At 31.9% G+C, this 22,224-nt stretch carries 16 protein-coding genes; 4 read left to right on the top strand and 12 right to left on the bottom strand.

Going from position 1 to position 22,224, the window contains the following annotated elements; translation table 11 throughout:
* Nucleotides 1–379 precede the first annotated feature (379 nt).
* The gene (locus JX287_RS06165; RefSeq protein WP_204643676.1) at nucleotides 380–1,378 is read left to right on the top strand and encodes a D-2-hydroxyacid dehydrogenase; all 999 of its coding nucleotides are present in this window, start codon (nucleotides 380–382) and stop codon (nucleotides 1,376–1,378) included.
* Nucleotides 1,379–2,187: 809 nt separating this feature from the next.
* On the opposite strand, the gene pyk is transcribed toward JX287_RS06165, so the two are convergent.
* The 6 genes from pyk to JX287_RS06135 form a co-directional block, all read right to left on the bottom strand.
* Nucleotides 2,188–3,633: a pyruvate kinase gene (pyk, locus tag JX287_RS06160; protein WP_204643674.1), complete on the bottom strand. Its 1,446-nt coding sequence runs from the start codon at nucleotides 3,631–3,633 to the stop codon at nucleotides 2,188–2,190.
* 109 nt (nucleotides 3,634–3,742) lie between these two features.
* Entirely contained in the window at nucleotides 3,743–4,705 is a 963-nt protein-coding gene (gene pfkA / locus JX287_RS06155) for a 6-phosphofructokinase (RefSeq protein WP_048803218.1), read from the bottom strand.
* Between the two features lie 130 nt (nucleotides 4,706–4,835).
* Nucleotides 4,836–8,105, bottom strand: coding sequence for a DNA polymerase III subunit alpha (locus JX287_RS06150; protein ID WP_204643672.1), 3,270 nt, complete (start codon nucleotides 8,103–8,105; stop codon nucleotides 4,836–4,838).
* Nucleotides 8,106–8,152: 47 nt separating this feature from the next.
* On the bottom strand, nucleotides 8,153–8,743 hold the full coding sequence (locus tag JX287_RS06145) for a flavin reductase family protein (RefSeq protein ID WP_204643670.1): 591 nt from the start codon (nucleotides 8,741–8,743) through the stop codon (nucleotides 8,153–8,155).
* A gap of 54 nt (nucleotides 8,744–8,797) precedes the next feature.
* Nucleotides 8,798–9,526, bottom strand: a complete 729-nt coding sequence (gene yaaA / locus JX287_RS06140) for a peroxide stress protein YaaA (RefSeq protein ID WP_204643668.1) — start codon at nucleotides 9,524–9,526, stop codon at nucleotides 8,798–8,800.
* A gap of 2 nt (nucleotides 9,527–9,528) precedes the next feature.
* Nucleotides 9,529–9,942 (bottom strand): hypothetical protein, encoded by a 414-nt coding sequence (locus JX287_RS06135; RefSeq protein WP_204643666.1) that lies wholly within the window; start codon nucleotides 9,940–9,942, stop codon nucleotides 9,529–9,531.
* Nucleotides 9,943–10,158: 216 nt separating this feature from the next.
* Here JX287_RS06135 and glpK point away from each other — a divergent pair, with 216 nt between their 5' ends.
* On the top strand, nucleotides 10,159–11,655 hold the full coding sequence (glpK, locus tag JX287_RS06130) for a glycerol kinase GlpK (protein WP_204643664.1): 1,497 nt from the start codon (nucleotides 10,159–10,161) through the stop codon (nucleotides 11,653–11,655).
* 76 nt (nucleotides 11,656–11,731) lie between these two features.
* Here glpK and JX287_RS06125 read toward each other — a convergent pair whose 3' ends face one another.
* Nucleotides 11,732–12,487: a protein-ADP-ribose hydrolase gene (locus JX287_RS06125; protein ID WP_204643662.1), complete on the bottom strand. Its 756-nt coding sequence runs from the start codon at nucleotides 12,485–12,487 to the stop codon at nucleotides 11,732–11,734.
* 168 nt (nucleotides 12,488–12,655) lie between these two features.
* On the opposite strand from JX287_RS06125, the gene JX287_RS06120 reads away from it, so the two are divergent.
* Nucleotides 12,656–14,881 carry an HAD-IC family P-type ATPase gene (locus JX287_RS06120; protein ID WP_204643660.1) on the top strand — a complete coding sequence of 742 codons (2,226 nt, stop codon included), beginning with the start codon at nucleotides 12,656–12,658 and terminating at the stop codon, nucleotides 14,879–14,881.
* Nucleotides 14,882–15,005: 124 nt separating this feature from the next.
* Here the strand turns inward: JX287_RS06120 and ftsH are convergent, their stop codons facing one another.
* From ftsH to JX287_RS06100, 4 genes are all read right to left on the bottom strand, one after another.
* On the bottom strand, nucleotides 15,006–17,012 hold the full coding sequence (gene ftsH, locus JX287_RS06115) for an ATP-dependent zinc metalloprotease FtsH (protein ID WP_204643658.1): 2,007 nt from the start codon (nucleotides 17,010–17,012) through the stop codon (nucleotides 15,006–15,008).
* Between the two features lie 100 nt (nucleotides 17,013–17,112).
* Nucleotides 17,113–17,658, bottom strand: a complete 546-nt coding sequence (gene hpt / locus JX287_RS06110) for a hypoxanthine phosphoribosyltransferase (RefSeq protein WP_204643651.1) — start codon at nucleotides 17,656–17,658, stop codon at nucleotides 17,113–17,115.
* 4 nt (nucleotides 17,659–17,662) lie between these two features.
* Nucleotides 17,663–18,979 carry a tRNA lysidine(34) synthetase TilS gene (gene tilS / locus JX287_RS06105; RefSeq protein ID WP_204643649.1) on the bottom strand — a complete coding sequence of 439 codons (1,317 nt, stop codon included), beginning with the start codon at nucleotides 18,977–18,979 and terminating at the stop codon, nucleotides 17,663–17,665.
* Entirely contained in the window at nucleotides 18,969–19,583 is a 615-nt protein-coding gene (locus JX287_RS06100) for a S1 RNA-binding domain-containing protein (protein WP_204643641.1), read from the bottom strand. The genes tilS and JX287_RS06100 overlap by 11 nt, the downstream gene beginning before the upstream one ends.
* A gap of 434 nt (nucleotides 19,584–20,017) precedes the next feature.
* Here JX287_RS06100 and JX287_RS06095 point away from each other — a divergent pair, with 434 nt between their 5' ends.
* Nucleotides 20,018–20,251, top strand: a complete 234-nt coding sequence (locus JX287_RS06095; RefSeq protein WP_204643639.1) for a hypothetical protein — start codon at nucleotides 20,018–20,020, stop codon at nucleotides 20,249–20,251.
* A 92-nt stretch (nucleotides 20,252–20,343) separates the two neighbouring features.
* On the opposite strand, the gene JX287_RS06090 is transcribed toward JX287_RS06095, so the two are convergent.
* Complete coding sequence (locus tag JX287_RS06090) at nucleotides 20,344–22,215, bottom strand: polysaccharide biosynthesis protein (RefSeq protein ID WP_204643637.1); 1,872 nt, start codon at nucleotides 22,213–22,215, stop codon at nucleotides 20,344–20,346.
* Between the last annotated feature and the right edge of the window lie 9 nt (nucleotides 22,216–22,224).

The raw sequence follows: 22,224 nt of genomic DNA, 5'->3' as shown, positions 1-22,224 counted from the left end.
ATTATGATATTTTTATAATTATATTTTTAAATAATAAGATTATATTTATCTATATGATATTTTGATTAATATCTATTACATAATTCCATTCTATATCAAACACGTTTTCACCTAGAATTTCTAGGTAAATATTGTCACAATAATCTTGAAAGCGCATTAATTTTTGTGGAATATATTCTCTGTACTATATATTTAACACTGTTGACAAACTTTTCTTTTCTCTTTAAAATAATAATTGTAAGCGTTATCTAAAATCTGTTGTACTATCTTTATATATTGTATTTTGGATAAATACTAGATACCAAAAAATGATAATTTAATACGTTATTTTAATCTACTATTCATCCAGAATATAAAAAAATTAAAAGGAGATTTTATTATGAAATTAGCACTATTTAACTTGAGAGAAGATGAAAGACCATTTGTTGACGCATGGTTAAAAGAACATCCAGAAGTAGAGGTTGAGCTTCACGAAGGAGAACTTCAGGCGGAAACAAAACACTTATTAGAGGGGAAACAAGGAGCAGTAATGTTCCAAAATAGACCTTTTGCTAAAGAAGTTTATGATTATGCAAAAGAGCAAGGTGTTAAAGTTATCGCAAACAGAATGGCAGGATTCGATATTTATGATATAAAATATATGCGTGAATTAGGAATTAGTATGACAAATGTCCCAAGATATTCACCTAATGCAATTGCTGAACATGTCGTAACAACTGTATTATATATAAGTAGAAATATTAGAAAAATTTTAAATAATGTTGAAAAACATGATTTTACATGGAACAAAAATATAATTTCTCGAGAACTAAAAACACTTACTGTTGGTGTCCTAGGAACAGGGAACATTGGGCGCCAGGCTGCAACTCTATTTAAGGGACTAGGTTGCAAAGTTATCGGTTACGATTTATATCCTTCTGATGCAGCTCGTGAAGTATTAGAGTATGTTGATAGCATCGATGAATTACTGGCTCAATCTGATGTTGTGACTATCCACGTACCTGCAACAAAAGAATATACTCATATGGTAAATGATGATTTCTTCAGTAAAATGAAAGATGGATCTATCTTTGCTAACGCTGCTCGTGGGGTCCTTGTAGATACTAAGGCTGTTATTCGTGCTCTAGATAGCGGAAAACTATTAGGGGCTAGCCTTGATGTATATGAAAACGAAGGAAATTATGTTCCTAAAGATTTCTCAAATAAAGAATTCGATGATTCATTAATGCAACAATTAATAGATAGAGATGATATCATCTATACTCCACATACTGCATTCTACACAGAAACAGCAGTTAAAAATCTTGTAGAAGGTGCATTAAATGCTGCTGTCGAAGTGATTACTACTGGAGATTCTCCTAATATTGTCAACAAATAGTTAGTTATATTATATTTATTGATTCTGACTTATTTTATAAAGAGGAATATACTTGATAATATTTATCGGTTATTCCTTTTTATATTTTTTTAACTTTCCAAATGATATTATCTGTAAGTTTGCATAACCTAAATATTTTTACTAATTCTTTATTTTACAGCGTTTAATATTGTATATACAAGATTAAATATATAAAAATATTATACTAAACAATTTTCACAAAACCTTATTTCATTTGACAACCATCGATATTTTGTTACAATAAAGATGTAAACAGTTAGTAGGATAATTTTATCATTAAAATATCTTAGTATAATTAATATTATTTATATTTTTTTCGATTATACTATTTGTTGCATTTTGATATTAATTATTACTAAAATATCGTTTCAGAAGTTCTTCAAAAAATCCATATCATCTTAAACATAAATTTTGAAAAATTTCTTAATAGCATATGATAAAGCGTTATATGAGTTAATAGATAAAAGAGGATATGTCTATATACCTCATACAATCGTCTAGATTGTTCTTAAAACTGTGGAAGTATATATTTTCTTCCATTTTTACGGCTATACTAGTTATAGTCATGATTTCCTTTCGGTTGTTAAATTTATTTAACAATAAACTTTTAATTTAATGTCGGAAGCAATTCCGATTACTACAAAATAACAATTTACCCTAAATTTTTATTTTGTGTTCATATAACGAAAAGCGGTCCATCACGGGCCTCTTTTTGTTTCTACATATTTTTTATAAACGAAAAAGAAGAAGTAAGAACTAATCCTACTTCTTCTTAATTTTATTTAATATTAGTCGATTACTGAAACTTTTAAGAAGTTAGTTGATCCAACGTTACTTCTTGAAGTATTTACTGGGATACCACCAGTGATTACGATAGCATCACCTTTTTTAGCGTATCCTGAAGTTTCTGCGATATTTTTAGCTGTTTCTAACATTTCATCAGTTGATTTAACTTGTTCAGAGATTTGAGCGTCTACACCCCATACTAAACTTAATCCACGAGCAACTTTATCACTTGGAGTTACAGCTAAGATAGCTGCGTTTGGACGGTATTTAGAAATTAATCTTGCTGTTTGTCCTGATTCAGTATAAGTTACGATTGTGTGTAAGTCTAAGTTTAGAGCTGTGTATCCTACAGATACTCCAATTGCGTTTGTGATATCTTTAGAAACGACTTTTTTAGAACGATCTTTTAAGATACGAGAGTAATCTTGCATTTCTTCAGTACGTTTAGCGATTGTAGCCATTGTGCGAACTGATTCGATTGGGTAAGCACCTGCTGCAGATTCTCCTGATAACATGATTGCATCAGTTCCATCGTAGATTGCGTTAGCCACGTCAGATACTTCGGCACGTGTTGGACGTGGATTTTTTTGCATTGAGTCTAACATCTGAGTAGCTGTGATTACGAATTTACCAGCTGCATTACATTTAGCAATGATGTCTTTTTGCATAATTGGTACTTCTTCTGCTGGTACTTCAACCCCAAGGTCACCACGAGCGATCATGATACCGTCAGATACTTCGATGATTTCATCGATGTTATCGATAGCTTCTTGACATTCGATTTTAGGGATGATTTGAACGTGTTCACATCCTTCTTCTTTAAGAATACGTCTAACTTCTAGTACGTTTTCTTTAGTACGAACGAATGAAGCAGCAACGAAGTCAATATCATTTTTACATCCGAAACGGATATCTTCTTCATCTTTTGGAGTAATACCTGGTAATTTTGTAGATACACCTGGAACGTTAACTCCTTTTTTGTTTTTAAGTACTCCACCGTTTTGTACTGTAGTGTAGATTAATCCTGCTTCAGCGTCTACGCTGTTTACAGTTAATCCGATTAATCCGTCATCTAATAAGATAGTGTCTCCAGCTTTAACGTCGTGTACTAATTCTCCGTATGTGATTGAGAATTTTTCTGGAGTTCCTAGAACTTCTGTCATAGAAACAATAACATCTTTTCCAGTTTCTAACATGATAGCATCATTTTCCATGTTATTAGTTCTAATTTCAGGTCCTTTAGTGTCTAAAAGGATAGCTAAGTTAGTTCCTGTAGCTTCTCTTACTTCTTTAATAGTTTGAATTCTTGCTCCGTGTTCTGAATAGTCACCGTGTGAGAAGTTAAGACGACATACATTCATTCCTAATTCTACCATTTCAGTAAGTTTTGCTTTATCTTCTGACTTAGGCCCAATTGTACAAATTATTTTAGTTTTTTTCTGTATCATAAATATACCTCTTGATTTTTTATCTTTTAATATTTTAACTTATTTTCAACATGTTTTCAAATATTTTCTTGAAAAATACTATTTTTATTTAAAGAAAACGTTTTTACAACTAAATTGAAAGTTGTTTAGAAACCTCGTAGATTGAAAGATCTACATTGTGAACATCACTAAATACATCTTGGAATCTAGTACTTACTAATTTGTTGTTTTGAATACCTACTGCACGTCCTGATTCACCAGCCAATAATAATTGAACAGCATAGTTACCTAAACGAGATGCTAATACTCTGTCTTGGGCTGTTGGAGTACCACCACGTTGGATGTGCCCTAAGATAGTCGCTCTTACTTCTTCTCCAGTAAGTTCTTTAAGTTTTGCAGCTAGCTCTTGTCCACCCATTACACCTTCAGCAAGAACGATAATTGAGTGCTTTTTACCACGATCTTCACCCGCTTTAATACGAGCGACAACTTCTTCGATATCTTCTTTTTTCTCAGGAATTAGAAGACTTTCACTTCCTCCAGCGATACCAGCAAATAGTGCTAAGTCCCCTGCATTACGACCCATTACCTCGATAATAAATGCACGCTCATGACTTGATGCTGTATCACGAACTTTGTCAATAGCGTCAACGATTGTGTTAAGTGCAGTATCGAATCCAATTGTAAAGTCAGTACAACAAATATCGTTATCGATTGTTCCAGGAACTCCGATAGTTTGGATATTCATTTCGTTACTTAAAGCCATAGCTCCACGGTATGAACCATCTCCACCGATTACTACTAATCCATCAATTCCTAATGCTTCTAAGTTCTTAATAGCACCTTTTCTAACTTCTGGATTAGCGAATTCTGGAAGACGAGCTGAGTAAAGCATTGTTCCTCCACGGTTAATGATGTTACCAACATCTCCAACTTCAAGTTTTTTAATGTTGTTTTCTACTAATCCTTTGTATCCTTGATATACTCCATAAACTTCTAATCCATTATAGATTGCTGTTCTTACAACGGCACGCACAGCTGCGTTCATTCCTGGTGCATCCCCACCACTTGTTAAAACTGCTATTTTTTTCATGTAGTCTTACCTTCCTCGTATTTGTTATTAATTATTTTTTAATTTACTTATCAACAATATCATATTTTTGTTATTTTTTCTAGTAAAAACATAATTTTGTTTAATTTTTGTTCGATTTTTTTTGTTTTTTTTAAGAGTATGCTATTTTGATACGTTTTCCTGGGAAATTTTCAAAAAATTTCTGAACAAATTCCTGTTCGTTTTCTATTGATATCGTTTTACCTCTGTTAGTATCATTGTTCAGCAAAGCTACAACCTTGACTTTACCTACCTCCGACTTATACTCATTTAAAAATTTAAGTATTTCTTCATCAACTATCGTATAGATAATTTTTATATTACTGAGGCAGTACTCTCTATAATTTCTAAGACTTGCAATTTTTTCTAAGATATATTGTTCTCTTCCATTTCGAATCTGTTTTTTCAATGTCATAACCGCAAAACTTCCTACTTTTATAAATACATTAGCGTACTTATAAACACTTGGGAACACAGTAACATCATAATCATTCTTCCCATCATTTACAGTTAAAAATGCCATATAATCACCGTTTTTAGTCTTAATTTCTTTTCTTGTAATTATTTCAACATAACTATCACTAAGTTCAGTTCCTATATACTGTAATGGCAGATAAGAATATTTCTCTTTTTCGACTTGAACGGGATGTTTTAAAAAGTATGTACCCGTTACTTCTTTTTCCATTTGTATTCTATCTGTAATCGGGTAATCTTCTACCTCTTCGACTTTCAATGTTAAGCCACTTTCCGCGGATAAGGCAACACGTACATTATTAATATACTGCCTATTATCTGAATAATAATCATCGACTTTTTTCATTAACGTGGCACGATTATAACCAAAAGTATCCATTGCTCCTGCCTTGACTAAAGAAACTGCTGCCTGATAATCTACTTTTTTATTCATACGTTTTAGGAAATCGTCTATATCTAAATAGCGTCCGAAATTTATTCTATCTTGTACTATTTCATATCCACTTCTATATCCAACATTCTTAATCGCAGTTAGAGCAAATACAATATCATTTTTATAAACACTAAAATTCGATAAACTTCGATTCACATCAGGTTTTACCAGATTTATTCCTAGGTTATTAAGTTCTTGCTTATACTCATTAATTTTTTTCTCACTACTAATTACGTTGTTTAATAAAGCCGTCATAAAGTACTTAGTATAATAAACTTTTAAATATGCCAAGCGATATGCAAGCATACTGTATACAACCGCGTGACTCTTATTAAAACCATAATTCGCAAAAGTTACAATAAGATCAAAAAGTTTCTTGGCAACCTGTAAATCATATCCTGCAGCAACACTCTTTTCTACGAAGATACGTCCATAGTACTCTAAGTCTTCTTTTTTCTTTTTACTTACAGCTCTTCTCATATTATCCGCTTCATTCAAACTCATATGAGCGAAATTCACCGCAATCAGCATAATCTGTTCTTGATAGACTATTACCCCATAAGTATCTTTTAATATTTTCTCTAAATGAGGATGCGGATATACCACTTGCTCTTCTTTATTTTTTCTTCGCACATAGACTTCTATCTGAGCCATTGGCCCCGGTCTATAAAGTGCATTCATCGCAACAATATCATTAAACTCCGTAGGTTTCAAAAGATTTAATTTCTCTTTCATCCCACTAGATTCAAATTGGAAGATACCTTCTGTTTTACCTTTAGCAAATAATTCATACACTTTAGGATCTTGGTAATTTATCTTCGTTATATCAAATGTCGGATTTTCTTTTTTTATCTCTTCAACAATACTCGATACCATCGTAAGATATCTAATACCTAAGAAATCTATTTTTAATAAACCAACACTCTCAACATCATCCATCGTCCATTGTGTTAAATACTTCGTCATATTTGATTCAGCAAGTGGTGCATAGTTAACCAAAGGTTTATCATCACTTATTACTATCCCAGCTGCATGCACCGATGGATTCTTCGGTAAGTTCTCTAAACTCAGCGCTATACTAAACCAACGTTTATTAATATTACTCTGATTAATAAACGCCCTTAACTCTTCTGATATTTCATAACATTCTTTCAATGTTCTTGTCGAACTAATATTACTACCAATAAATTTTAAAGTCTGTTCATCAAACTGCAATATTCTCGCCGATTCTCTTGCAGCACTCTTCGATTGAAATGTAGTAAAAGTAATAATTTGTGCAACCTTATCCTGACCGTACTTCTCTTCTACATATTTTATAACTTCATCACGTCTAGTATCTTGGAAGTCAATATCAATATCGGGCATAGATATACGCTCTTTGTTTAAAAATCTTTCAAACAGAAGATTGTATTCTAGTGGATCCGCCTCAGTTATATCTAATAAATAACAAACTAAACTTCCTGCAGCACTACCACGTCCTGCTCCTACTAAGATGCCATTATCCTTCGCATACTTCACAAAATCATAAACAATTAAGAAATAATCGTTAAAGCCCATCTCATCAATAATCTTAAGCTCATAACTATAGCGTTTTTTATAAGGATATAAATCTTTACCAACTAGCTTTTCTTTTACACCTTTTTGAACTAAGTAATGCAGGTACTCTTTAGAAGAAAACTTAGAATATATATCTTCTTTTTCTCCATAAACATACGTAGGAAGATGATAGCCCGAAAAGTTCAACTCATATTGACATTTATCAACAATATTTTGCTGATTTTCAAATGACTTCTTAAAAATCGTTTGTAATTCTTCGTCTCCAAGTGCTAATATTTCTTCAAAATCTTTTTGTTCTCTTACAAATTCATCTCCTGAAATTGTCGTTAGTTCTTGTATATTTAGTTTTTTATTATCGCGAATAGCACGACTAACAATGACTTGCTGATAGTTCTCTTTATTAAGATAATAGCCGGGCTTCGTATAAACAACATTTTCATAAAAACTATACGGACTTACTTGAAAACTTTCATTAAAACCGAAGTAAAAATCATAATTGCTAAAAAGATTGTTTAAGTATGAAAATTCCATACTGTCTCTAAGTTCATCAACAACTATTAAAACAAAGTCTTCGCTATATTCTTTCATCTCGCTAGAAAAATCTTCTATAGTCCACTCTTCTCCATTCATAAACTTAGTCGAAATCTCTAATAATTTATAGAACATCTTTTCAGATTTACACAGTATGTTGAATTTTAGAAAACCAATCCCGTATCCTAAGCTTACTTCTAATCCTTGAATGAGGTTAATTTCAGCTTTCTTAGATTCTTTATAAGCTTTTATCGCTCCGTACATATTCGGATCAACGATAACAACAGACCTTTGATTATCTCTTGCTAATTTTAAAAACAGCTTTTCATACTTTATAGTACTGTTCAAAAGATCATAAGCACTATGCACCTGCAAATTGTAATACATACTAATATCCTCCTTTCTTCAATATTTCTAGTTCTGTTTAATCGATATTATCCGCAAAGTGGATTATACTCATCTTCTTCTGAAGAACACCCCATATTTTCTCCATAATTTTTACTTTGTTCATTAAAATATCGATATACTCGTTTGTTATCATCACCCATAAAGTAAATTGGGTTAAACTGTGTATATTTCATATTCCCTTCTTCATCTAAAAGATTCTCACATACTACTCTACGTTTTATAGAAGCTACAAAATTCGTATATTTTCCATATTCTGAAATACTCTCAATTTTGCACTCAAGTGACAAAATACATTCATCCATTATCGGTGCATCGATATATTTTGCTGGATCATATGTCATATCTGCCATTCCAATTTTATTTTGACCTGAATGGAAACCAGCAATCTCTACCTTGCTTAGTATTTGTTGACAAGGAACATTAACGGTAAACTCTCCATACTCCTTGATATTATCAACCGCATTGCTATCTGTCGAAAGTCCAACTGTAATCATATCACCTAAAGAGTATGATGAACTACAAGCTGTCACATTGTATCTCCATTTTTTATCTTTATATCCTATTAATATTACTGGAAATCCGTAATATAATTTATTGGTTTTAGTTTCTAATTTCATCTTCCTCTATCCTCTTTATTTTTTCCTTTCATAGTATACTCTTCCTTATTTATCCTATCTCTTAGCTATAAAAGCTAATACTTTTTCTTCTGAATGTTCTTTACTAAATTCAAATCCATCGAACCTTATTTTTTTCATTTCTTCTATTGATGAGACTTTGTTTTTTATAAGTTCTGTTAAAAATTTACCCCTTGCTTTTTTAGAAATTGTAGAATGTACTTTTAATTTTCCTTCTTTCTCTTCCATAAAGCTGATTTTAATAAATTTCTCTTTTTGATTATTTGAAAAAACTTCTTCAAATTCACTAGATAATAATGAAACAACAAAATCTTCATCTTTAATACTTTCATCATAACTAGCTCGCCAGAAATTCTTTAAAGACTCTCCTGAGACTTTTACATTTTGTAAAAAATCTAGTCTATGTTCTTGGATCAAATCATAAGCACCAATTATACCATATAACGACGTTGTAATAAATACATTTTTCTCTATATACTCTTTATCAGCTTCATCAAAATTATCTCGATCTATATTTCTATACATTAGGCCATTGAATAAGTCTAATGCTTTATAACTTTTTGCTGTGTTATTTTTTATGTCTTTCCAGCGAGAGAATTCTTCCATCGCTTTATCTTCTTTAATTTTATAAACTTTAGCTAAATCTGAGGCACTAAGTTTAGCAAATTCAGCAACTATTTCATTACTTTTTTCACTAAGTTCTAACACTTCTTGCGGCGTTGCTTTTTTGTTTAGTTCTTTAGCTGTCGGTATTAAAATTTTCATTATTATTCCTCTTCTTCAGGTAAATCTAAGAAGCTGTTTTCGATTAAACTTTCTACTTCCATTAATACGAAATTGTATTCTGTTGCCTCTATTGCAGGATTAATAATTAATGTATTGAAGTACCCAACTACAAAATCACGATTAGCAACTTCAAGTTTGAACATGTATTCACTAATTTCATCAACTAAAAATGCTGTTTCTTTAAGTACTTTATCCTCATAAGTATTAGCGTAATGAACTTTTTCTAAAAGTCTACGAATTTCTAAATCTGCATGTTCTTTAGCAAAACGATCACGAATATGTTTTGCAAGTTCCTCAGCTTTAAGAGCTACTGTATCAATTTTTTCTTTTTTTAAAACCCCATTTTCCTCTAATTTCTCTAATAATGCTGTTAAAGATTTGTGTAAACTATTCATTGTAGTTCTCCTTTATTTTATAATAAATTATTTAAAAAACTATCATTCTCTATTTTATAAAAAAAATACGAAAAACGCTAATAATACGCTATGTAATAATCTATTCTCTTTACCCTAACCTCCCACTTTCAATATACAATTATACATTGTCTTCAGCTTTTAAACATTATTAGAAAATGATATAATATTAGTGACATAACTATTTCGAGGTGGAGTATGAAAAAATACATAATGGCAATAGATCAAGGTACTACTAGTTCTAGAGCGATAATTTTTAATAAAAAAGCAGAGATAATAGCGAGTAGTCAAAAAGAGTTTCCGCAAATTTTTCCTCAATCTGGGTGGGTTGAACATGATGCTAACGCAATTTGGAACTCTGTTCAATCAGTAATCGCAGAAGCATTTATCGAAAGTGGTATAAAACCGAATCAAATAGACAGTATCGGTATTACAAATCAACGTGAAACAACTGTAATTTGGGATAAAAATACTGGGTTACCTATTTATAATGCAATAGTCTGGCAAAGTAGACAAAGTGCTGATATAGCAAATAAGCTTGTTAGTGATGGTTATAAAGACATGATACATCAAAAAACTGGTTTAGTAGTTGATGCATATTTCTCAGCTACTAAGATACGTTGGATTTTAGATAATGTTCCTGACGCTCAACAACGAGCTGAAAATGGAGAATTACTGTTTGGAACTATCGATACATGGTTAGTCTGGAAGCTTACAGGTGGAAAAACTCACGTTACCGACTATACAAACGCTGCTAGAACGATGCTATTTAATATCAAAGATTTAACTTGGGATAAAGAAATTTTAGAAATTCTAAATATACCCGAATCTCTACTACCTGAAGTAAAATCTAACTCAGAAGTATACGGAAAAACTATAGACTATCATTTCTACGGTGGTGAAGTTACAATAAGTGGGCTTGCCGGAGACCAACAAGCTGCTCTTTTCGGACAACTTGCCTTTGATAAAGGAATGATAAAAAATACATACGGTACAGGATCATTTATCATCATGAATACTGGAGAAAATATGGAACTTTCTAAAAACAACCTACTAACAACTATTGGTTTTGGAATAAATGGAAAAGTTTATTACGCTTTAGAAGGATCTATTTTTATTGCAGGAAGTGCCATTCAATGGCTACGAGATGGTTTACGTTTAATTAAAAAATCATCTGAAACAGAATCATTGGCTTATAATTCTAAAAATAACAACGAAGTATACCTAGTGCCAGCTTTCACAGGATTAGGCGCTCCTTATTGGAATCCAAATGCTCGTGGGACTATCTTTGGTCTAACGCGTGCTACTTCAAAAGAAGATTTAGTAAAAGCTACATTACAATCTATTGCTTATCAAGTACGCGATATTATCGATACAATGAAAATTGATGCGAATGTAGAAATACCCCTTCTTAAAGTTGATGGAGGAGCTGCTAACAATGATTATCTTCTAGAATTCCAAGCTAATATACTAGGCGTTAAAGTAGCCCGTGCTGAAAATCTAGAGACGACAGCATTAGGTGCTGCATTTTTAGCAGGTCTTGCTACTGGTTACTGGAAAAACTTAGATGAACTAAAAAATCTAAATACAGCAGGAAAATTATTCGTTCCTACTATGGAAAAAGAAGAACGTGAAAAACTATATAAAGGTTGGAAACGTGCGGTAAAAGCAACACAGATTTTTGCGGAGGAATAGAATAAAAAAGGAGTAAGTCGAAAATAAGATTTTTAAATCACTATTCTCGATTCACTCCTTTTAAATTAATAACAAACTATTTTCTAGAAAAAATATCTTCATACAACTTTTTATCTAAATCTTTAAACACATTAAATACTACTTTTAAATTAACATTAGGATTTTCACTTAAAAATTTCTTAACCTCAGCAACTGCTATTTCAGCTGCAAGATCATTCGGAAATCTAAATTCTCCCGTACTTATACAACAAAAAGCAATACTTTTAAGATTATTCTCTAAAGCTAGTTTTAGAGAATTTCTATAACATGATGCTAGAAGTTCCTTATCATCATCTTCAACGACACGATATATTATTGGACCAACCGTATGAATAACATGTTTAGCTGGCAAGTTATACCCCGCTGTTATTTTAGCTTGTCCCGTTTTTTCAAAACTACCTTGCTCTTTCATTATTTCATCACATTCTTTTCTAAGTTGCAGTCCTGCTTGCGAGTGTATAGCATTGTCGATACATCTATGTAGCGGAATTAAACACCCTAGTAAAGCTTTGTTCGCTGCATTAACTATAGCATCTACTTCCAATGTAGTAATATCACCTTGCCATAAGTAAATATTTTCTTCAATCTCAGTTAATTCTTCTAGCTTTGTTATTCCTTTAACTTTTAGAACTCCTTGCAAGTACTCGTCTTGAACTTCATAAAATTCACTCGGTAGCTCCGACACTTTCCATGTATTCATCAGTGTTCTAAATAAATCTTTCTTTTCTTTTTCCGTTTCTGGTATTTCTATTTCTGAATTTAGTATTTTTATTAAAAAATCTAGTTTTTCCATAACAATCTCACATATTCTATTAATTTATCAATAATATAATACTACTTTATAAATAAAGTAGCAATTAAAAGATTTAAAATCTTTCCCCTCATCCTTTAATTTTCCAAACTGTACTAAAGTGTGATAAAATAGAAACTAATTAAAAAATATAGTTATGGCGGAGGTAGAATGAAATATTTAACTAGTGAAGAAATAACTAAAGCGAAAAAAAATATTAATGATATGAAACCTTATAAAACTACAAAAGAGATTATCTTTTCTAATATTTTTACTTTTTTCAATGCTATGAACTTAGTATTAGCTGCATTTATAGCCACGACACTTAGATTTGAAAATATGTTGTTTTTAGGTGTAATTACTATAAATACTGCAATAGGTATTTTTCAAGAAGTACGTTCGAAAAATGCCCTTGAGAAGTTGAGTTTACTAGGTAGAAATAAATACCGAGTAAACCGTGATAATGAAATAATAAATATAGATTCTGAAGAAATCGTCCTTGGAGAATATTTACACTTAAATCTCGGTGATCAAATTCCTGTTGATGCTGAAATCATTGAGGGTAGTATCGAGGTCGATGAATCACTGCTAACTGGTGAAAGTGACAATATCTTTAAAACTGCTGGTAATAAAGTAATGAGTGGTAGTAACGTAGTTAGTGGTAGTTGTTTAGTAAGAGCTATTGCTGTCGGAGAGGATAGCTATATCAATAAGCTTGCTAAAAGCACTAAAGAATTTAAAAAATACCCATCTAAACTTCGTGACTATATGGATAAGATTTTAAAAGTTATATCTATTCTATTAGTACCCGTCGCAATTATGTTATATATGCGTGGCGCTAGTCTTGGACGTGGTTATGTAGAAATAGTCTTGCGTAGTGCTGGAGCTTTAGTAGGTATGATTCCAGAAGGTTTAATCCTGCTTGTCAGCGTATCTCTTGCGGTTGCTGCGATGAAACTCGCTAAAAAGAAAGTTCTAGTTCAAGAATTATACTGCGTGGAAACTCTTGCTAGAGTTGATGTTCTTTGTTTCGATAAAACAGGAACTATCACTACAGGTAATATGAATGTTGTAGAAATTAATAACGAAGTTTCAGGAAAATTATCAAGCTATCTTGCATACTTCGATGATGAAAATGCGACATCTAAAGCTTTAAAGAATCATCTAACATGTGAAAAACAGTGGGATATAGAGGAATTAGGAGCCTTTTCTAGTAAAAATAAATATTCATTTATAAAACTTCAAAACGGTGGAACATACTTCTTCGGGGCATATGAATTTTTAGGCTTCTCAGATGAAATGGATGAGTATTACGAGAATCTAAAAAAAGAAGGTTATCGAATTTTATCATTAGCCTATACTGAAGACAGTACAAATGTTCCTACTAATATGAAACTTGTAGGACATGTAGTTCTATCGGATGAAATAAAAGAAAACACAAAAGAAACATTCAAATACTTCGAATCACAAGGTGTTGAAGTGAAAATAATCAGTGGGGATAATCATATCGCCGTGTACGGTGTCGCTAAGAAAGCTGGTTTCAAAGAAGATGCTAAGGCTATCGATATGACTAAAGTGACTGATGAGGAGTTTGAAAAAACTGTTCTTGAGAATGATATTTTCGGACGTGTTACTCCTGAACAAAAACAGAAAATGGTAGCCGTATTACAAAAAGCCGGTAAGACTGTCGCTATGAGTGGTGACGGTGTTAACGATGTCCTTGCCTTGAAAAAGGCTGATATTAGTTTTGCTATGAATGGTGCTACCAGCGCTGCAAAAAGCGTATCAAACATCGTATTTTTAACAGATGACTTCGGAGTATTCTACGATATACTTATGGAAGGACGTCGTGTTATTAATAACATTCAAAAGGTAGCTTCTCTATTCCTAACAAAGACATTCTTCTCGATTGTCTTCTCAATACTTAGTGTAATCTTCGCCTTAGAGTTTGCATTTATACCGATTCAATTTACGATAATTTCAGCGATAACAATCGGTATTCCATCCTTCTTCCTAACTTTCGAAGCAAATAAGGAAAAGGTAAGCAATAACTTCATGAAGGATATACTGACAAACGCTGCAATCGGTGGTGGTATTTTAGTAGTTACAGTACTACTGACAAACTTTGCTATCACAGACAATTCACAAGCGAAATTCATCTGTTTCCTTCTTGCGTTAATAAATGGATTATGCATGGTTGCCAAAGTCAGCCTACCTCTTAACAAATATAAAGTTGCACTACTTTCTATGTTAAGTATTGCTGCAATTATAGGTGTGGGAGTTAATATATTTATTCTGAAAAATCACTTTGCACCATTAGTATTTTATCAAATAATTTATATAATTATACTTGCAATAGTAATCTCAACAGTCCACTTCTTTACGAGAAGGAAATAAAATTTATCGCTCATTTATCGCTCGTTTTTGAGTATGAGCATTCATTGAACGTTACTATAATAGTTCTCCAAAAGAGTATAACAAAACCCTAGACTTGGTTAGTTCCAAATCTAGGGTTTCTTTATTATTCTTCGTCTGAAGATTTATCGTCGTTTGAGTCAGTTTTTTCTTTCTCTACTTCAGCCTCTTCTTGAGCTTTTTTCTCAGCTTCTTCTTTGGCTTTACGAGCTTGTTCTTCGTAATATTTCTTATTAACTACTTTATCTAGTTGTTCAGCTTCTCTTTCATCTAAGTCTTTTGGCATTTTTCCAAATTGGTAAAGAGCAACGATTTCTTTTCTATCGATTGTTTCAACTTCGATAAGAGTTTGTGCAATAAGTTCTAGTTGTTCTCTGTGAGTCTCAATAATGTGAAGAACTTTTGAGTAACATTCGTTAATAATTTTACGAACTTCTTTATCGATTTCTTTCAGCATTTCTTCTGAGTAATTACCGATACTTGAAAGTTGACGTCCACCGTATGGATCGTGGAATGGAGCTTGCATTGGACCTACAGCTTCACTCATACCGTATTCTGTAACCATCGCACGAGCAATAGCTGTTACACGTTCGAAGTCGTTATGAGCTCCTGTAGATACTTCATTAAAGAAAATTTGCTCTGCAGCACGTCCACCAAGTAATCCACAGATTTTGTCAATTAAATCTGTACGAGTTTGGAAGTATTTTTCTTCTTCCGGAATCATTAAGTTATATCCACCAGCATCACCACGTGGGATAATAGTAACTTTTTGTACTTTATCAGCACTATCAAGTACCATACCTACAATTGCGTGACCTGCTTCGTGATAAGCTACTAAACGTTTTTCTTTTGGAGTGTATACTCTACTACGTTTAGCTGGACCACCAATTACTCTGTCCATAGCTTCATCTAGATCTTCTTTATCAATACTAGATTTGTTTTCACGAGCTGCTAATAAAGCTGCCTCGTTAAGAATGTTAGCAAGGTCTGCACCAGAAAATCCTGGAGTTTTTTCTGCTAACGAACGAAGTTCAACACCTTTAGCAAGTGGTTTGTTTTTAGCATGTACTTTAAGAATTGCTTCACGACCTTTTACATCAGGTGTAGAAACTTTAATTTGTCTGTCGAAACGACCTGGTCTTCTAAGGGCGTTATCTAATACGTCAGCACGGTTAGTAGCTGCAATTACGATAATACCTTTTTCACCATCGAATCCATCCATTTCAACAAGAAGTTGGTTAAGAGTTTGTTCACGTTCGTCATTTCCTCCACCTACTCCGCTTCCACGTTTACGTCCTACAGCATCAATCTCATCAATGAAAATGATACATGGCGCATTCTTTTCAGCTTCTTTGAATAGGTCACGAACACGACTAGCCCCTACCCCTACGAACATCTCAACGAAGTCAGATCCTGAGATTGAGAAGAATGGTACTTTCGCCTCACCAGCTACAGCACGAGCTAGTAAAGTTTTACCAGTCCCTGGAGGACCCTCAAGTAGGACACCTTTAGGGATTCTAGCACCCATCTTAGTGAATTTACGGTGATCTTTTAAGAACTCAACCATTTCTGCAAGTTCTTGTTTTTCTTCATCAGCTCCAGCTACATCTTTGAATGTAACTTTTGCTTCTCCGCCATCAATTTTTTTAGCTTTAGATTTTTGGAAGCTCATTACTTTGCCTCCACCGCCACCTTGCATTTGTGACATAAAGAAAACTAATAGTCCCATCATTAAGATAAATGGAATAATATTACCTAAAAATGATAAGATTGCACCAGTTTTTTCAGCTGGTTTATATTCTACTACACTTAGCTTTCCATCTTTAGCTTTTTCATTAATTTGTTTTTGCACTTCAGAATCAGATGCCGCTACTACACTCTCGAAGTTCTTATTACCATCTGTATAAGTACCTTTAACATTGTAGTTCTCATCTTTTCTTTGTAGACTTATTTCTTTAACTTTGTCATCTTTAATAGTCTGAACAAGTTTAGCATAGTCTATTTTTTCAGTTGTCCCAGGTAAGTCTTGTTGCCAATAAGCAAATAATCCAATCGCAATAACGATTAACGCAAGCATACCAAGGATAGGGTTTTGCCTTTTTTTATTATTCATATAGACAATCTTCCTCCTATCATTTTTCTAAACATAATTTATTTTACCATATGTAACTAAAGTTTGACTAATATTTTGACCTTTTTTGATTAAAATATTATTATGAGTAAATTTCTTCTTTTAGAACACCGATATAAGGTAAGTTTCTATATCTCTCATCATAGTCTAAACCAAACCCTACTAGGAATTCATTTGGTGAAACTATTCCGATGTAGTCAGCTTCAACATCAACTACACGAGTTTCAGGTTTATCTACTAGTGAAGCACATGCTACAGAAGCAACATTTCTTCCTTTTAGGTTTTCAATAAGAGCTTTAAGAGTTCTTCCTGTATCTACGATGTCTTCAACGATAATTACGTGACGACCTTCGATATCCATTCCACAATCTTTTTTGATTTTAATTACACCAGAAGATTCAGTTCCTCCGTGATAACTAGACACATCCATGAAGTCAATAACTATATGAATATCAATATGCTTCATAAGTTCTGCCATAAAAGGTAATGCACCTTTTAATGTACAAATTAGAACAGGAGATTTATCTTTATAATCCTCTTCAATTTGTTTAGCGATTCTTTTACTAGCAACTACGATTTCCTCGTGTGTAAATAGAACTTTCTCGATATCTTTTAATAAATTTTCCACTGTTTTATCCTTTCATGTTTATATAATAATCATATTTTTTATTTTTGTTGACTTTAGTATTTATTCCTAAAACTCCTAAAACTCCATCTTTATTGCGAATTACTGGAAGTTTATCTCTAAGTTCTTTAGGGATTTTTTCATCGATAAAAAGACGAGAAAGTTTTTTACTAACCTTACCTCTTTGAATTCGATCTCCATCCCTCTTAGTAGTAACTACAAGCGGCAAATCTTCCCTGTTAAATCCTACTTCAGATGAGTTATTCATTGTCGTTATTAGAAAATTACTCTGATGAAACGTATAAACTTTATTTATATCCACTTCATCTATTATTAATTCTATCTTATCATTATAACATTTTTTTTCGATTTTATGAATATAAATACTATTATATTCGCTAATTATTTTTAAATTATTTTTTAAATCATAACTTTTATTGTTATTTCTATTTTTTAAGTCATCTATTATTGTAAATAGGGCTATTTGTTTCACATCAAAAATACAAAAATTATTTGCTAATATATCTCTTAGTAAAAAATAAACTTCTTCTTTAGTATTTTTTAATAGCTTTTCTTTGTCTAATTCAACCTTACCTTCTTCTTCAGAAATTACATAGTCATTTTTAGCTTCTAATACTTTGTTTTTCAGCTCCGTATTAATATTTTGATAATAACTAGAAAAATTAATCAGATTATCAAAACTCGCAGCATTTACATCGTTCAACAATGGTACAATGTTGTGCCTTATATTATTTCTAGTGTAGTCAGTATCAAAGTTTGTTGAATCAACGTAGTATTTCAAGTTATTTTTATCAGCATACTGCTCAAGATCAATTTTTAATATATTTAATAACGGACGATAAACTTCTAAGTTTCCGATAGTAGTCTGCTCTTCTATCATCAAGTTATAATCCATACTACGTCCACTAAGTAATCTCATAAGAATATTCTCTACCTGATCATTTTTGTGATGAGCAGTTACTAACTTCACTCCACCTTCTAATGAAGACATCTCCTCAAATGCTTCATAACGCAGTTTTCTTGCGAGCATTTCCTCTGATGTGTGACTATCTCTTACTAAGCCATTCATATTTAGCTCTTTTTTGTAGAATTTTACGTTATAATTTTTAACGAAATTCTCTACAAACTCAGCTTCTTCATAAGACTGTTCTCTTAGACCATGGTTTATGTGGAACACCACTAATTCTTTATAACTCTCTTTGTAATTTGTAACAAGTAGATGAAATAAAGCTATAGAGTCTACTCCTCCTGACAGACCTAGTGCTATTTTATCAGTTTTTTGCCATAAAATATTAATGTCCATCTAGATAACCTCTCTCTTGAAGATCTTTCTTTATTTTTTCAAACTTATCTTCAGCTTGCTTCGTCGCTGAGATTATATTTTCTAGTAGTCCTTCTGGTGCTGGTGGAATTTCTTTTTTCTCTTCTTTCTCCTCAGACAGCTCGGTAATATTACTCTTCTTACCTTTTCCTACAGAAATCTTCATATTACCTATGAATTGAAGTTTTTTCAAATCTTTTAGAGTTTTTGTCTCCTGTTTAGGCTCTTCTTTTTCTTCCTGTACTTCTTGCTTTTTCTGAGCCTCTGGTTGCTCTTTGACTTCTTTTTTAATCGGTGACTTCGGTTTATTTTTCTTTTTGTTCTGTTTTTCTTTAGAGTTTTTCTCTACTTTTTTCTTCTCACCTTCAACTTGTTTTAGCTCTTTTTGTGTTAAGATTACTAAAGAATCCTTTGCGCTTTTCTCCTCAGCTTTAATAACAAAACCAACGGAAAAAATTTCCTCTAACTTTTTCTTTTTTCCTATAAACATATTTTCCTTAGGTAAAAATGCATCTTGGCCATTTTCTAGTTTTATGTACAGACCTTTACTTTCAACCTTTGTCACCCTTCCTGAAACTTTACTCATTTAATCACCTCACTATCAACTTAGATATAAACTATATAATCTCAATAGTTCAAACCTCTTAGATCATTCCAATTTGTTTCACTTAAATATTATACCACACTCTATTCATCTATTGAAATATCAAAGATAATCCGAGGTAATAATATACCAACAAACAGAATCTAAACTATGATAACTAAAAAACACCAACTTCAAAAAAGTTTCTTTTTTGAAATCAGTGCTCAATTATTAAATCTTCTTTTAAATAATGTTATGTTAACTATCTCTAAAAATAACATCACTAACCTTTATTATACCATAAAAACAATGATTTTAGCAGTCTTTTATTTTTTAATATTTTGTGTTATGTTAAAGGTGCGAAGGATAATTCTTTCGTATCATTTAGTAATATGCTGTTCGTAATTAAAACGCAATTGCATTTTAGGGGGTATCTTATGTTAAACACGAAAAAAATAAAAAAAAGATATTACATATTTCTAGTATTCTATGTTTTTTTATTTGGTCCTATAATCATTTTCTTGCTTGATGAAGTAGTTAGTTCAGATTTTACACATAAATATAAAACCATATTATTTGTGATTAAACTTTTTCTTATGAATTTACCTATATTATTAGCTTTGATTATAAATAACTATATAGCTAAAAAAACTAAAAACGTAGAAAAATAAAATAGACACTCTCTATCACTAACTATACTACAAACTCCCTTATATGGCTAGAAAGGGCGATTCAAAATAATTTTTGAATCGCCCTCCTTTTTTTATCCATTATAACAATTTATTATTTCAAATAACTTGCTACGTATTTCTTCATTTGTTGAATGTCCTAGCATTAATTTTAATTCGTTTAATTTTTTATCTAATTCATCTACATCAATGTCTAGAGTTGTATTTTTATAGATCATTTTGTTATCAGTTTTCTCACTGCTTTCGTAATCAAGTGATAACTCCTCATACATCTTCTCACCAGGTCTTAGACCGATCTCTTCGATATCGATATCTTTATATGGTTCTAATCCTGATAGTTTGATTAAGTTTGTCGCAAGATCTATTATTTTTACGGGTTCTCCCATGTCTAATAGGAAAATCTCTCCTTCACTTGCATAATACCCAGCTTGTAGTACTAATTGTGCCGCTTCTGGAATCGTCATGAAGTAACGAATAATATTTCTATGCGTAATAGTGATAGGTCCACCTTTTTTAATCTGTTCTTTAAAAATAGGAATTACAGAACCATTAGAACCTAGTACATTACCAAATCTAACCGCAGCAAATTTCGTTTTGTACTTATTACCTTTTGATTGTAAGATAATCTCTGTTAAACGTTTCGAAGCTCCCATCGCATTCGTTGGGTTTACCGCCTTGTCAGTAGAAATCATAATAAATCTTTCTACTTCTTTTTCAATTGCCACATCCATAACATTTTTCGTTCCAAAAACATTATTTTTTATAGCTTCTTGTGGACGACGTTCCATTAAAGGCACATGTTTATGTGCTGCCGCATGGAACACTACATCAGGTTTATACTTATCAAACACCTCAGCTAAAGCAGCTTTTTCACGAATACTTACTATTTCAGAAATATATTGTATATCCTCATATTCCTTACTATGTGATTTTTCAAAATCTAAATCACGTTCTAACATGTATAATGCATTCTCGTTAACATCTACTAAAACAAGTTGACTAGGTTTGAATTTAAATATTTCTCGAACAATCTGGCTTCCGATTGAACCACCAGCACCAGTAACAAGAATACTCTTTCCTTTAATATATGAACGAATCTCACCTTGAGACAGTTTCACTTCACCACGTCCTAATAAATCTTCAATAGACACGTCTTTTAAGTGTTTAGAGATACTTTCTCCGTCCTCTACAGCAATACCTGAGCTCATTACTTTAACAGCAACATTCGCTTCTTTTAGTACGTTTAATATTCTATTTTTATCATATGCACCAATTGAAGGAATAGCTAAAAAGACTTGTTCTACTTCATATTTTGGAATAAGTTTCAGCATATCATACGTTGTTCCAACAACCGTAACCCCACTGATTACAGAGTTTTTTCTATTATCATCAATAAGACCAACTACATTCGCACGGAAAATATTATTTTTAGACAATTCTTTTAATAAAATATAACCCGCATCTCCTGCACCTATTATAAATGTATTCTTATAAGAAGTGGCTCCATATTTACCCGCTTCTCTTTCTCTTAAAGCACGATAAAGCATTCTTGTAAACATCATTCCGGCGATTATTAATAACGGTGAAAAAATCGCGAATCTAACATTTGAAAATGTATCAGGTAGCATATATTGGTATAAAATACTAGTGATTAAATCCCCTAGCACTACTGAAAAGCAAATATTTACTATTTCATTTACACCTAAGTAAGACCATAGCGATTTATTAGTACCAAATAAATAAAAACTAGCAGTATAAATTACTAAAGAAATCGCTACAAACTCTATTATTTCTATGTGATGTTCATTCAACATAGAAAATGGATCCGAAGCCTTACCTAAAAATATCGATGCTACCACTCCAAATATTACCGTCAATAAATCCAATACCATAATTAGCTTAAATCTATGATTTATATATATTTTTGATGAAAATAATTTATCCATAACATCTCC

The sequence above is a fragment of the Gemella haemolysans genome, assembly GCF_901873445.1.
In the GTDB taxonomy this organism is placed as follows: domain Bacteria; phylum Bacillota; class Bacilli; order Staphylococcales; family Gemellaceae; genus Gemella; species Gemella haemolysans_C.
This window is presented reverse-complemented; position numbering and strand designations above follow the sequence as displayed.